Source organism: Niveispirillum fermenti, from assembly GCF_052474395.1.
Window position 1 is genome coordinate 411,977 of the sequence record NZ_CP156681.1, and the last position, 13,184, is coordinate 425,160.

Below are 13,184 nucleotides of genomic sequence, written 5' to 3' on the forward strand. Positions count from 1 at the left end.
CCCATGCGCAAAGCCCTCCTTCTCGCTGCCCTGCTGGCCCTGTCCGCCTGCGGTGTGAAACCGCATTTCCCCAAGGCCCCGCCCGGCAGCCCGCCGCCGCACACCTATCCCGACCCCGCCGGCGACCCCAAGCCGGCCCCCAGCACCGACGCCGAGAAGCCCGCATCATGACCTGCTTTCCCGTTCCCGGTTTCCATTATGTCCAGGGCCGGCTGCATGCCGAAGGCGTGGCCCTGGAGGCCATCGCGGCGGCCGTGGGCACGCCGACCTATGTCTATACGACCGAGGGGCTGACGGCCGCCTGGCGTGCCTATGCCGATGCCTTCGCGGGCCAGGATGTCGATATCTGCTATGCGCTGAAGGCCAATTCGAATCTGGCCGTCATCCGCACGCTGGCCACCCTTGGCGCCGGCGGCGATGTCGTATCGGTGGGGGAGATGCGCCGCGCGCTGGCCGCCGGCATCCCGGCGGGCAAGATCGTCTTTTCCGGCGTGGGCAAGACGAAGGCGGAGCTGGCCGCCGCACTGACCGCCGGCATCCACCAGATCAATGTCGAAAGCCTGCCGGAACTGGATGCCCTGTCGGCCGTGGCCGTGGAACTGGGGATCGACGCCCCCATCGCCATCCGCATCAACCCCGATGTGGATGCCGAAACCCACGGCAAGATCAATACGGGCCGCAAGGAGGACAAGTTCGGCATCGATTTCGCCCATGCCGGCGAGGCCTATGCCCGCGCCCTGTCGCTGCCGGGCCTGAAGCCCTTAGGCATCGCCGTCCATATCGGGTCCCAGCTTTTGAAGACCACGCCCTTCCGCCGGGCCTTCGGCAAGCTGGCCGGCCTGGTGCGGGAGTTGAAGGCCAGCGGCGTGCCCCTGTCGCGCATCGACCTGGGCGGCGGCCTGGGCGTGCCGTACAAGTCCGAGGACGCGGCCCCCGACTACCACGCCTATGCCAGGGCCATTGCGGAGACGGTGGGCGATCTGGGCTGCCGCGTGACGCTGGAGCCCGGCCGTTCGCTGGTGGCCGCCGCCGGCCTGCTGCTGACCCGCACCATCTTCGTGAAGGACGGGCTGCACCGCCGGTTCCTGATCGTGGACGCGGCCATGAACGATCTCGTGCGCCCGGCCATGTACGAGGCCTGGCACAGCGTGGTGCCCGTGGCCGAGCCCGCGGCCGGCGCCCCCCTGACGGAGGCCGACATCGTCGGCCCCGTGTGCGAGACGGGCGACACCTTCGCCCGGCTGCGGCCCATGCCGCCCGTGGCACCCGGCGACCTTCTGGCTTTCCTGACGGCGGGGGCCTATGGGGCCGCCATGTCTTCGACATATAATTCGCGTCCATTGGTGGCCGAGGTGCTGGTGTCCGGCGACCGGTTCGAGACCGTGCGCCGCCGCCCCAGCTTCGAGGATTCACTGACGCTGGAAGCGATGCCCGATTGGCTCTCCCCCTGACCCCGCCGTCAGGGTAGTCTGGGGCAGACGTTCAAGGTTGAAGACAGGCATGCCCCGACCCGAGCAGCATCCACAGCCCCCTGGCCGGTCGGCTTCTGACCGGCAGGCACCCGACCGGCAGGCCGGGTCGCTGCTGCCCCGCTTGCGGAACCTGCTGCGCGGGCGACGCCGCACCGGGCCGGGCCAGGGCGGGCCGGGCCAGGGCGGGACCACACCGGCCCGGCCCGGCGATGCCGGCAGCCGTCCGATGCGCGTGGCCGGCGCCGTCCTGTGGTGGGAGGCGCTGTGGCCCGCGCTGTGGCGCCCGCTGTCGCTGGCCGGGCTTTTCCTGGCCGCCGCCTGGGGCGGGTTGTTCATCCACCTGCCGGTCTGGCTGCATGTGCCCGTCCTGCTGGTGCTGCTGGCCGGGCTGGCATGGCTGGGCCGGCAGGGATGGCGGGATTTCCGCGCGCCGACCGAAGCGGATGCCCGCCGCCGGCTGGAGCGCGACAGCCACCTGCCCCACCGCCCGCTGACCCAGTTGCGCGACGGCATCGCCGGCGGTGCCGGCGATCCGCTGTCCCACGCCATGTGGCGCCTGGCCCAGGAACGGGCGCGCCAGCAGGCGGACCGCCTGCGGCTGGATGCCCCCGACAGCCGGCTGCCGGCGCGCGACCCCTGGGCCCTGCGTGTGGCCGCCGCCCTGTGCATGGTGGTGGGGGCCGTCATCGGCTGGGGCGATCTGGGCAGCCGGACCATGGGCGCGCTGCTGCCATCCCTGGGCATCGGGGAGTTCCTGGCCCCCACGCGGCTGGATGCCTGGGCCACGCCACCCGACTATACCGGCCAGCCCCCCGTCTTCCTGACGGCCACCCCCACGGCCGGCCAGCCGGAAGGGCGGCCCCTGTTCCTGCCCGCGGGCACGAAGCTGGTGGTGCGGCTGGATGGCGGCTATGGCACGCCGGTCCTGGTGGCCAACGGCACCGACACGGATTTCCAGCCGGTGGCGGGCGGCGGCTATCAGACGGAAATGGTTCTGACCAGCGGCGAGGGCGTATCGGTGCGGCAATTGGGCCGCGAGGTGGCGTCCTGGCCGATCCGGCTGGTGCCCGACCAGCCGCCGGGCATCGCGTTCCGCACCCCGCCCGCCGCGACGGAGCGCCAGTCGCTGCGGCTTGATTACACGGCTGCGGACGATTACGGCATCCATGCCGTCACAGCCACGGTCACGCTGGCCGTCGACGCGCCCCCCGCACTGGACCGCACCCCCATCGAACTGACGCTGCCCGTGGCCTCCAGGACCCGGCGGGAGATCACGGGCACGGGCTTCCACGACCTGACCGGCCACCCCTGGGCAGGGCTTCCCGTGAAGGTGCGGCTGCACGCGCAGGACGGGGCGGGCCAGTCCTCGCAAAGCGCCGAGCAGGAGGTGGTGCTGCCCGAACGGCAGTTCCACCATCCCGTGGCGCGCGCCGTGATCGACCAGCGCAAGGCCCTGATCCTGATGGGGGACGAGGTACGCCCCCTGGTGGCCCGCCACCTTTACGAACTGTCGGCCGCCCTGGACACCTATGGCGGCGATCCCGTGGCCTTCCTGGCCATGCGCAGCGCCGTCGGCCGGTTGATGCGCAACCGCGCCGACGACACCGTGGCGCAGACGATCGCCATGCTGTGGGACGTGGCGCTGCGGATCGAGGATGGCAACCTGTCGCTGGCCGAACGCGAGTTGCGCGACGCTCAGAAGGCGCTGATGGAGGCGCTGGACCGCGACGCCCCGGCCGAGGAGGTCGATCGCGCCATGCAGCGGCTGGAACAGGCCATGCAGGAGTTCATGGACGCCCTGGAACAGCAGGCCGGCCAGCCGCCGCCGGGCCCGTCACAACCGATGGAAGGGGCCGAGACCCCCGACATGCAGGCCATGACGCGCGACGACGTGGAGGACATGGTCCGCCAGATGCGCGAACTGGCCCAGTCCGGCAACCAGGAAGCCGCCCGCCAGATGCTGTCCCAGCTTCAGCAGATGATGGAAAGCCTGCAGAACGGCCGCCAGCCGCCGGGAGAACAGCAGGACAGCCAGCAGGGCCAGGCGCTGGCCGAACTGACCGAGCGCCTGCGCGACCTGCAGCGCCGCCAGCAGCAGGTGATGGACGAGACGTTCCAGCACCAGCAGGAAATGTTCGACCGGGCGGAGGAACTGCCCACCAACCAGTTGCCCGGCCTGGGCATGCCCAACCGGCAGGGACGCCAGCCGGGCCGGCAGCAGGGCGAAGGGCGACAGGGCGAAGGGCGACAGGGCGAGGGCCGGCACGGCGCCGCCGGCGACCCGCTGGCAACCACCCAGGAGGAGTTGCGTTCCGAACTGGGCGACATCATGCGCCGCCTGGGCGAAGTCGGCGGGCAGATCCCCCGGCCGCTGGGCCGGGCCGAACGCGCCATGAAGGACGCCGCCGACGCCCTGCGCGACGGGTCGCCCGATCAGGCCGTGGCATCACAGGGTGAGGTGCTGGAGCAATTGCAGCAGACCATGCAATCCATGCAGGAGCAGATGGCCCGCAGCAATCCGGGACAGTCAGGCGGACAGCAGACCAGCACCGGGCGGCGGCAGGGCCGTGACCCGCTGGGCCGCCCCCTGCCCGGCACCGGCTCGCTGAACGGGGAGGAAGTGAAGATCCCCACCGGGGCCGACATGCAGCGGGCGAGGGAGATTCTGGAGGAACTGCGTCGCCGGGCCGGCGAGCAGAACCGCCCCAAGGCCGAACGCGATTACATCGACCGGCTGCTGGACAGGTTCCGGCAATATTGAAATCCGAAAAAGGGGGAAGCGCGGTGCCCCCCTCGCCTCACCCCTGGCGCAGGCGGCGCAGCAGGGCTTGGCTGGCCTTGCCGTCCACCTTCAACCCCTCGGCCCGCTGATAGGCGCGGATGGCGGCGTCCGTGCGCTTGCCCAGAATGCCATCGGCCTTGCCCTTGTGATAGCCCAGCCGGGCAAGGCGGGTCTGAATTTCACGCACGCCGGCCTGGTCCACGGGCACGGGGCGCGCACCGGCGGCAGCACCGCTGGCCGAAGCCGCCCGGCCCGATGCCGTGGCACCCGCCCGTGCCCCCGCATCCCCGGGCGGCCCACCCAGCATGCCCGGCGGCGGTCCCTCTGCCAGTTGCACATTGCGCCCGCCCGCTTCCAGCCGCCGCAGGGCCTGCCCCGCCCGTTCATCCCCGGCATCCAGCCCGCGGCGATACCAGGCGCGGGCTGCCTCCAGGTCCGCGGCACCATCCACCCCCTGCTCATAGAGCGTGCCCAGCAGATAGAGCGCGCGCGCGATGCCCGCATCGGCCGCCTGCTCGAACCAGCGGGCAGCCAGGCCGGGATCACGGTCCACCCCGTACCCTTCGGTATAGAGAAGGCCCAGGTCGAACGCCGCTTCCGCATGGCCAAGGTCGGCGGCCTTCATGTACCAGACCGACGCCTCTTCCACATCGGCGGGGATGCCCTGGCCACCACGGAACAGTTCGGCCAGCGTCCAGCAGGCGTCGGCATCCCCGCGGGCCGCCGCCTGGCCATACCAATAGACGGCTCGCCCGATGTTCTGCGGGCTGGTCGGGGTTTCCATGGTCAGCGCCTCGGCCAGGGCCATCTGCGCCTCTGCATCCCCGTCCCGGGCCCGGCCCTCCAGTTCGCGCAAGGCCGCATCGGCCGTGGCCGGCAGGACGGGTGCCGTCGCAGTGCCTGCGGCCAGGGCCGCGGCGCCGGCCGATGCCGCCGGGCGCTTTCGGGGGGCCGCCGCCTCGGCCTTCGGTTTCTGCGCGACCAGACGGGGGGCCGGGTCGGCAGCCAGCGACGACGCGCCCGGCAGCAGCAGCAAACCGGACAGCAGCGGGGCGAATCGGACGCGGCGCAGGGAAGACAAGGATATGGACATGTCACGGTTCCGGCTACGCATGCCGGCTTCTCCACCACTGGATTCGAGGGGTCGGCGGCAGACTAGCACGAAAGGTCGCCACCGCCAGAGCCGGCTCCCGCGCCGTCGCCGATTTTCCCTTCATCGAGCCTGTTGCACAGGCGGTGGATTTTGACTATGGTGCGCGCCGCCCGAAAACGGGCCTCGTGTTGGGGCGTCGCCAAGCGGTAAGGCAGCGGTTTTTGGTACCGCCATTCCCAGGTTCGAATCCTGGCGCCCCAGCCATCCTTCCTCATTTCCTCTCCGCGGATCGTGCTGTCGCATGGGCCCGTCTACCCTTTCGGCATAAGGGCCGGAAGGCCCGCCTATGCGCCCGGTCAGCTTGTCAGCGGGTCATTTTGACGGAAAAATGATCTGTAGGAGAGATAGATAAAATTTTGTACACTTGTCCCGGCAGTCCGCTAGCCCCATTATGTCTTTTGGATGTATCGCCTTATGGAAGGGCGAGGACCCCATCCGACAGCATCATGGTAACCTATGGTCTTGCAGGGACCGCCGATGGAAGGGCGCTAGGGCAGTTTCATGAATCGCCAACCGAATGCACCGAAACGCGACTGGGTCCGGGTGAAACCCGGAGAGCGTTCTGCTGCCAATGCGATGAATGAAAAGCCCGAATATGATGACCAGAAGCTGCTGACGCTGCTGCAGAGCGCGAAGCGCGAGGTCCAGGGGCTGCGCCTCATCCATCTCCATATGTCCCTGCTGAAGGACAAGAGCCAGCTTGACCTGATCTCCATCAAGCGGGCCATGCAGGAAACGGCGGATCAGTCCGCCTATCTCCAGCTTTTCTCCCTGTCCAACGATGACGTGATCGTCCTTTACAAGGGCATCAAGTTCTCCTTGATCTCCGACGTCTGTTCCAAGATCGAAAAGCTGATGCTGGCGCGCACCGTGATGGTGAAGCGCAATCCCTATGGGGAAGACAGCCTCTATTCCATCATGGAATTGTCGCTGAACTTCGTGAACGTCATCCGCTTCATCGAGGGATTGGCACGCGAGTCGAACGCCGATGCGGCGAAGGTGGAGACCAAGCCGCCCATTACGCTGGAGGAACTGGGCAAGATCGAACGTGCCGTGCAGATGTTCGACCTGTCGCCCTTCATGCTGAACCAGCCCGTGGTCGACATCCAGAACGGCGACCAGAACCAGTTCGAGTATTTCGAACTCTATATCGCCATCAAGGCGCTGGAAGAGCGGCTGTCCCCCAATTACGACATCACCGCCAACAAGTGGCTGTTCAGCTATTTCACGGCCAACCTGGATAATTCGGTGCTGAAGGCACTGAATTACGGGGTGGATTTCTTGCGCGGCCGGCGCATCGGGTTGAACCTGAACCTGTCCACCATCATGTCATCGACCTTCGTGAAATTCGATGAACGCCTGACGGCCGACCTGCGCGGCAATGTCGTGCTGGAAATCAACAAGGCCGACCTGGTGGAGAATATCGACACCTACAAGGAGGTTGTCGATTTCGCCTCCTCCAAGGGCTACCAGATCTGTATCGATGGGCTGAACGATTTCTGGGTCACTCACATGGACCTGGAATATATGGCCTGCGACTATGCCAAGATCTTCTGGACCGACGAAATGGAGATGATGTCGGACCACGAGTACGAGGTCTTTGCCGAGAAGATCAAGGCGCAGAGCAATTGCCGCTTCATCCTGGCCCGCTGCGGGTCCGTCTCTGGCCTGATGTTCGCCGAGAAGGCCGGCATCAGCCTGGTCCAGGGCCGTATCGTCGACAATATCCTGCGCAAGGGCGTGCTGCTGCGCGACGCCATCAAGAGCGCCAAGATGATGAGCGACTAAAGATTGCATAGCCGCCCATCCATGCGGCCATGAATATATTCCACCAAAATCAGATGAAGACGGCGTCAATCTGCGCTTTAGGTGATGCGGTATCAGTCGCCAACGTCATGACTTGTCTGTATGATAGGTTTTAGTTGGAACATGGGGGGACGGGCCTGCTCGGATGCAATCGGTGTCAGATAATCAAACAGCCGAAGCGGAAGGCCAGAATTCGGATCAACAGGGAACGAGTGCCAGCACCCATTTCCTGTTCACCAGCAAAGTCTTCGCTCTGCCCGGCGGATATTTCTGCCTGTCCAGGGATAACAATGACCCGGTGTTCAACGTCCATCTGGGCGATGTCTGGGGCAAGATTCCATTCCGCACCCTGCGGGAGAGCTTCCAGATCGAAGAGAAGAGCGACGATGCACGGCTGCTCTCCATCGTCGAGAAGGGCCTGAAATATGTGAAGGAAATCAGGCCCGGCGACAGCATTCCCCGTGAATTGCTGGACGGGTCCGCGTCATGGCGCGTCGATGAACGGCATCTGACGATTGCCCGGGGCCGTCTGACCCTGCAGCTCGTCTCCTGGATCACCGGCCGGGAAGAAATGGTCACCGACCGTTTCAAGCTGGAGCAGATCGTCGAGGACCCCCAGACCAAGACCAAGGCGCAGGAGGCCTTTTCCAAGCTGGCCAAGCAGTTCGGCCTGCCGGAGGAGCGCAAGCAGGAGATGGTCGACAAGGTCGATTATCTGGCCCGCGAACTCTCCTATATCGAAGCGCTGCGCGACCGTTACGGGCAGGTCCAGAAGGTCATGGCCAAACTGGGCCAGGCCAAGCGCAGTTTCAAGGGCGACGGGCAGATCACGTCCGATCTGGCCCGCATGCAGGCCCTGGCCAAGACGCCCATCAGCAATTTCGACGATATTTTCGAGCAGGTCGATGCCCAGACGTCGGAGGTGATGGCCATGCTCCGCACCTTCGATGCCCAGGTCGCCTTCATCCGCCGCATGCGTGACGAGCTTCACACCCTGCTGATGGTGTGGGACGAGATGGTCGACCTGTGGGACGGGAACGAGATCGACAAGGAGCCGGAGACCGAGGGGCGCCTGAAAAAGACTTATCAGTTCCTGGCCAAGAATTTCCTGATCAGCAAGGTCTGGCAGCGCGGCGGCTGATCCACAAATGCCGTGCTGTGGATTTTCGCTTCCTTGATGGGTCGATTCAGCCATATTCTATGGTTAACGCGCCCGCCGGATCGGGTGCCGCCTTCATGCGGCAATTCACAAGATCATCCGACACAAGATGATCGGGCGACCTGACAGACCTGCGGCGTCCGGCCCCGGGGGAGTTGCGGGCGACGTTCGCCGTTTCCGGGTTCGCCGTTTCCGGTGCGAGGCCCCGGTCGCCGGCATTGTCGGGCCGGGCATTCAGGCGGTGACGATGAAGGCCGACAGGCCGCAGGGACCGATCGCCTGTATCTTTTTAAAAAAAAGATGAGTTTCATCCGACAGTGCAGATTTTTCCCTTTCTTTTCACATTAATCACAAATTTTTTGTGTTAAAAATTTTTATTGACAGTTAAATCTGGACAAACGAAAGTCCATATCGCCGATAGGGATAGTTCCCCGGCCGCGGCAATTTGATCGCGCAGCTTGCGCCGCGTCACCAAACGCTAAAGCGCCACGAACCGGATTCGTGGCTGCACCGCCAACAGATGAGGGGAGTTCACCACGATGAAATGGTTCAAGCGCATCGCCCTGACCACCGCCGCCCTGCTGACCATGGCCGTGACGCCCGTGTGGGGCAGCGGCCAGATCCTGAACGTCTCCTATGACCCGACCCGGGAGCTTTACCGGGAGTTCAACGAGGCGTTCGCCAAGCACTGGAAGACCCAGACGGGCGAGGCGCTGGAGATCCGGGTCTCCCATGGCGGCTCGGGCAAGCAGGCGCGCTCCGTCATCGACGGGCTGGACGCCGACGTCGTGACGCTGGCCCTGGCCAGCGACATCGACGCCATTGCCGAACATACCGATCTTCTGTCCAAGGAATGGCAAGCCAAGCTGCCGTACAATTCCACGCCCTATACCAGCACGATCGTCTTCCTGGTGCGCAAGGGCAATCCCAAGGGCATCAAGGACTGGGACGACCTGGTGAAGCCCGGCATCCAGGTGATCACCCCCAATCCGAAGACCTCCGGCGGCGCGCGCTGGAACTATCTGGCCGCCTGGGGCTATGCCCAGGACAAGGCGGGCGGCAGCGAGGAAGCGGCCAAGGACTTCGTGACGAGGCTGTTCCGCAACGTGCCGGTGCTGGATACCGGTGCCCGCGGCTCCACCACCACCTTCGTGCAGCGCGGTATCGGCGACGTCCTGCTGGCCTGGGAGAACGAGGCCTTCCTGGCCATCAACGAACTGGGGCCCGACAAGCTGGAGATCGTGGTGCCGTCCGTGTCGATCCTGGCCGAACCGCCCGTGGCCGTCGTCGACAAGAATGTCGACCGCAAGGGCACGCGCAAGGTGGCCGAGGCCTATCTGACCTATCTCTACACGCCGGAAGGGCAGGAACTGGCGGCAAAGCATTATTACCGCCCGCGCCTGCCGCAGCTTGCCCAGAAATATGCCGACCGGTTCCCTGAACTGGCCCTGTTCGATATTTCCAAGTTCGGCGGCTGGAGCGTGGCCCAGAAGGCGCATTTCGCCGATGGCGGCGTGTTCGACCAGATCTACAAGCCGGGACGCTGACGGTTCGGGCCCTTCACGCCGCTTGGTGGTGACGGGCAAGTGCATTACCCTGGCCCCTTCCCACCCGCTGGCCCCCTCCAGGGCCGGCGGGCACCCTTTGATGCGAGGGGGCCGGCCTTGGGCAGGAACATCGCTTTGCGTTCGAAGCCACCTTTCCATCCTTTTCCGGTGGAACCCCATGGGGGAAGCCGGCCATGACCGCGCGTTCCCTTATCCCTTTCAGCCGGCGTGAGCGGACCATCATCCCCGGCTTCGGCCTGACGCTCGGCATCACGCTGACCCACCTGACCCTGATCGTGCTGATCCCGCTGGCCGCACTGGTGCTGCGCCCCTGGGAACTGGGCCTTGCCGGCTTCATCGAGGAGGTGACGCAGCCCCGCGTGCTGGCGGCCCTGCGCCTGTCCTTCGGCACGGCGCTGGGGGCCGCCCTGGTCAATGCCGTGTTCGGTCTGGCCGTCGCCTGGATGCTGGTGCGCTACGATTTTCCCGGCAAGCGGGTGATCGACGCCATCGTCGATCTGCCCTTCGCCCTGCCCACGGCCGTGGCCGGCATCGCGCTGACCTCGCTCTACGCGCCGAACGGCTGGGTGGGACAGTATCTGGAGCCGCTGGGCATCAAGGTCGCCTATACGCCGCTGGGGATCATCGTGGCACTGACCTTCATCGGCCTGCCCTTTGTCGTGCGTACCGTGCAGCCCGTGCTGGAGGAACTGGACGCCGAGCTGGAAGAGGCAGCGGCCTGCCTGGGCGCCACGCGGCTGGAAACCTTCATCCGCGTCATCCTGCCCGTGATCTTCCCCGCCCTGCTGACGGGCTTCGCCCTGGCGCTGGCGCGGGCCGTCGGGGAATATGGATCGGTGATCTTCATCGCGGGCAACATGCCCATGGTGTCGGAGATCGCACCGCTGCTGATCGTCATCAAGCTGGAACAGTTCAGCTATGCCGGTGCCGCCGCGATCGGTGTCGCCATGCTGGTCATCTCCTTCCTGATGCTGCTGGTCATCAATCTTTTGCAGCGCTGGTCCCGGCGCTGGGCGGGGGTTTGACATGGCCGGATCGTCATTCTCCCCCAAATCCCGCGTCGCTCTGGCCGAACCGCGCTGGGTGAAGGCCCTGATCCTGCTGGCCGGGCTGGGCTTTCTCGGCTTCTTCATCCTGCTGCCGCTGGCGGCCGTGTTCACCGAGGCACTGCGCCGCGGCTTCGGCCCCTATCTGGAAGCGCTGGTGGAGCCGGATGCGCTGGCCGCCATCCGGCTGACACTGCTGGTCGCCGCCATCGCCGTGCCCGTCAATGTCGTTTTCGGCATCAGCGCCGCCTGGGCCATCGCCAAGCACAAATTCCCCGGCAAATCGCTGCTGCTGACCCTGATCGACCTGCCCTTCTCGGTCAGTCCCGTCATTTCGGGCCTTGTCTATGTGCTGCTGTTCGGGGCGCATGGGCTGATGGGTCCCTTCCTGCGCGAACATGGCATCCAGATCGTGTTCGCGGTGCCGGGGCTGGTGCTGGCGACCCTGTTCGTCACCTTCCCCTTCGTGGCCCGCGAACTGATCCCGCTGATGCAGGCCCAGGGCGTGGAGGAGGAAGAGGCCGCCATCACGCTGGGCGCGTCGGGCTGGCAGACCTTCTGGCGTGTCACCCTGCCCAACATCCGCTGGGGCCTGCTGTATGGCGTGCTGCTGTGCAATGCCCGGGCGATGGGGGAATTCGGCGCCGTCAGCGTGGTGTCGGGCCATATCAGGGGCCTGACCAACACGATGCCGCTGCATGTCGAGATTCTCTACAACGAATATAATTTCGTCGCCGCCTTCGCCGTGGCGTCGCTGCTGGCCATCCTGGCCCTGGTGACGCTGGTTGCCAAGTCGCTGCTGGAATGGCGCCACGGCGCCGAACTGGCCGCCGCCGCCCGCCGTCATTGATCGGGAACAGACCCATGAGCATCAATATCCAGAAACTGACCAAGCGGTTTGGCGGCTTCGCGGCTGTGGACGGCATCGACCTCGACATAAGGCCGGGGGAGCTGATGGCCCTGCTGGGCCCCAGCGGCTCGGGCAAGACCACGCTGCTGCGCATGATCGGCGGCCTGGACTATGCCGACGAGGGGACGCTGCTGATCGAGGGCGTGGACGCCACCGTGTCGGAGCCCCATGCCCGCCGCGTCGGCTTCGTCTTCCAGCATTACGCCCTGTTCCGCCACATGACCGTGTTCGAGAACGTGGCCTTCGGCCTGCGGGTATCACGCCGCAAGCCGAAACTGTCGGAAGACGATATCCGCAACCGCGTCCATGACCTGCTGGAACTGGTGCAGTTGCGTCCCCTGTCGGGGCGCTACCCCAACCAGCTTTCCGGCGGCCAGCGCCAGCGCGTGGCCCTGGCCCGCGCATTGGCCACCGAACCGCGCGTGCTGCTGCTGGATGAGCCGTTCGGCGCCCTGGACGCCAAGGTGCGCAAGGAACTGCGTCGCTGGCTGCGCGATATCCACAAGGGCATGGGCGTGACGACCGTGTTCGTCACCCATGACCAGGAAGAAGCGCTGGAACTGGCCGACCGCGTGGCCATCCTCAATAAGGGCCGCATCGAGCAGGTGGGCACCCCGGCAGAGGTCTATGACAGCCCCGCCTCCGCCTTCGTCTGCGATTTCCTGGGGTCCGGCACGCGGCTGGACTGCACCGTGGCGGACGGGGCCGCCCTGATCGGCGGCGTGCGTGTCCCCGTGGTCAACGACCTGCCGCCGCCCGGTCCGGCCACCGCCTATATCCGGGCCCATGACATCGATCTGGCCGACGTGCCGGAGCCCGGCACCCTGCCCGCCACCATCCGGCTGGTGCAGCCGGTGGGCCCGCAGCTTCGCCTGGATCTGACCCTGGACGGGCAGGTGGTGGAAGCCGTGCTGGACCGCCACGCCACCACCACGCCCCTGACGCCGGGCCAGACCGTGGCGCTGCGCCTGCGCCGGGCCAACGTCTATCCCGGATAGGCGCATCGCGCGCCACGCCCCCATCCGTGGGCTCGGGCGCGCGCCACGTGGCGCGCGGCGGCAGTCACCGCCGATACCAACGGTCAAATATTTCGGCACCTCAAGCGCCGGGCCGGCAGTCGCCGGCCTATACCAGGGGCATGATACTATTTTGCGGTGATCAGAACCTGTTGGTTCTGGTCACCGCCTTCAATCGCCGGTGCCAACATGCCAACGGCTTGTCTGCGCCGCACCCGCGGTGCTGAGGCCGTCGTGGCCGTGTCCTGCGCCTGCATGGCGGCACGGGGATT

Annotated in this window: 10 protein-coding genes and 1 tRNA gene; 10 read left to right on the forward strand and 1 reads right to left on the reverse strand. The window is 66.2% G+C overall.

Translation table 11 applies throughout. The features are described 5' to 3' along the window. Positions 1 to 3: 3 nt before the first annotated feature. The 3 genes from ABC728_RS13395 to ABC728_RS13405 are packed head-to-tail and all read left to right on the forward strand — an operon-like array spanning position 4 to position 4,233. Positions 4 to 171 (forward strand): hypothetical protein, encoded by a 168-nt coding sequence (locus tag ABC728_RS13395; RefSeq protein WP_416618841.1) that lies wholly within the window; start codon positions 4 to 6, stop codon positions 169 to 171. Beyond that, positions 168 to 1,451: a diaminopimelate decarboxylase gene (gene lysA, locus ABC728_RS13400; protein ID WP_416618842.1), complete on the forward strand. Its 1,284-nt coding sequence runs from the start codon at positions 168 to 170 to the stop codon at positions 1,449 to 1,451. Before ABC728_RS13395 ends, lysA begins: the two co-directional genes overlap by 4 nt. A 49-nt stretch (positions 1,452 to 1,500) precedes the next feature. Continuing rightward, complete coding sequence (locus tag ABC728_RS13405; RefSeq protein WP_416618843.1) at positions 1,501 to 4,233, forward strand: TIGR02302 family protein; 2,733 nt, start codon at positions 1,501 to 1,503, stop codon at positions 4,231 to 4,233. 37 nt (positions 4,234 to 4,270) lie between these two features. Here ABC728_RS13405 and ABC728_RS13410 read toward each other — a convergent pair whose 3' ends face one another. Continuing rightward, positions 4,271 to 5,347, reverse strand: a complete 1,077-nt coding sequence (locus ABC728_RS13410; RefSeq protein ID WP_416618844.1) for a peptidoglycan-binding protein — start codon at positions 5,345 to 5,347, stop codon at positions 4,271 to 4,273. Between the two features lie 189 nt (positions 5,348 to 5,536). Here ABC728_RS13410 and ABC728_RS13415 point away from each other — a divergent pair. The 7 genes from ABC728_RS13415 to ABC728_RS13445 all read left to right on the forward strand — a co-directional run bounded on the left by ABC728_RS13415 (position 5,537) and on the right by ABC728_RS13445 (position 12,894). After that, positions 5,537 to 5,611, forward strand: a tRNA-Gln gene (locus tag ABC728_RS13415). Positions 5,612 to 5,908: 297 nt separating this feature from the next. After that, complete coding sequence (locus ABC728_RS13420; RefSeq protein WP_416618845.1) at positions 5,909 to 7,195, forward strand: hypothetical protein; 1,287 nt, start codon at positions 5,909 to 5,911, stop codon at positions 7,193 to 7,195. 172 nt (positions 7,196 to 7,367) lie between these two features. Continuing rightward, on the forward strand, positions 7,368 to 8,354 hold the full coding sequence (locus tag ABC728_RS13425) for a hypothetical protein (RefSeq protein ID WP_416618846.1): 987 nt from the start codon (positions 7,368 to 7,370) through the stop codon (positions 8,352 to 8,354). Between the two features lie 557 nt (positions 8,355 to 8,911). Next, entirely contained in the window at positions 8,912 to 9,919 is a 1,008-nt protein-coding gene (locus ABC728_RS13430) for a sulfate ABC transporter substrate-binding protein (protein WP_416618847.1), read from the forward strand. A gap of 194 nt (positions 9,920 to 10,113) precedes the next feature. Beyond that, on the forward strand, positions 10,114 to 10,965 hold the full coding sequence (gene cysT / locus ABC728_RS13435; RefSeq protein ID WP_416618848.1) for a sulfate ABC transporter permease subunit CysT: 852 nt from the start codon (positions 10,114 to 10,116) through the stop codon (positions 10,963 to 10,965). Position 10,966: 1 nt separating this feature from the next. Next, positions 10,967 to 11,836: a sulfate ABC transporter permease subunit CysW gene (gene cysW, locus ABC728_RS13440; protein ID WP_416618849.1), complete on the forward strand. Its 870-nt coding sequence runs from the start codon at positions 10,967 to 10,969 to the stop codon at positions 11,834 to 11,836. Positions 11,837 to 11,850: 14 nt separating this feature from the next. Then, entirely contained in the window at positions 11,851 to 12,894 is a 1,044-nt protein-coding gene (locus ABC728_RS13445; RefSeq protein WP_416618850.1) for a sulfate/molybdate ABC transporter ATP-binding protein, read from the forward strand. Positions 12,895 to 13,184 lie beyond the last annotated feature (290 nt).

Excerpts from the sequence above, each read along its gene's own strand:
- ABC728_RS13445 (WP_416618850.1), top strand. The coding sequence starts at position 11,851 with ATGAGCATCAATATCCAGAAACTGACCAAGCGGTTTGGCGGCTTCGCG.
- ABC728_RS13420 (WP_416618845.1), top strand. The coding sequence starts at position 5,909 with ATGAATCGCCAACCGAATGCACCGAAACGCGACTGGGTCCGGGTGAAA.
- lysA (WP_416618842.1), top strand. The coding sequence starts at position 168 with ATGACCTGCTTTCCCGTTCCCGGTTTCCATTATGTCCAGGGCCGGCTG.
- ABC728_RS13395 (WP_416618841.1), top strand. The coding sequence starts at position 4 with ATGCGCAAAGCCCTCCTTCTCGCTGCCCTGCTGGCCCTGTCCGCCTGC.
- ABC728_RS13405 (WP_416618843.1), top strand. The coding sequence starts at position 1,501 with ATGCCCCGACCCGAGCAGCATCCACAGCCCCCTGGCCGGTCGGCTTCT.
- ABC728_RS13430 (WP_416618847.1), top strand. The coding sequence starts at position 8,912 with ATGAAATGGTTCAAGCGCATCGCCCTGACCACCGCCGCCCTGCTGACC.
- cysW (WP_416618849.1), top strand. The coding sequence starts at position 10,967 with ATGGCCGGATCGTCATTCTCCCCCAAATCCCGCGTCGCTCTGGCCGAA.
- ABC728_RS13410 (WP_416618844.1), bottom strand. The coding sequence starts at position 5,347 with ATGTCCATATCCTTGTCTTCCCTGCGCCGCGTCCGATTCGCCCCGCTG.
- cysT (WP_416618848.1), top strand. The coding sequence starts at position 10,114 with ATGACCGCGCGTTCCCTTATCCCTTTCAGCCGGCGTGAGCGGACCATC.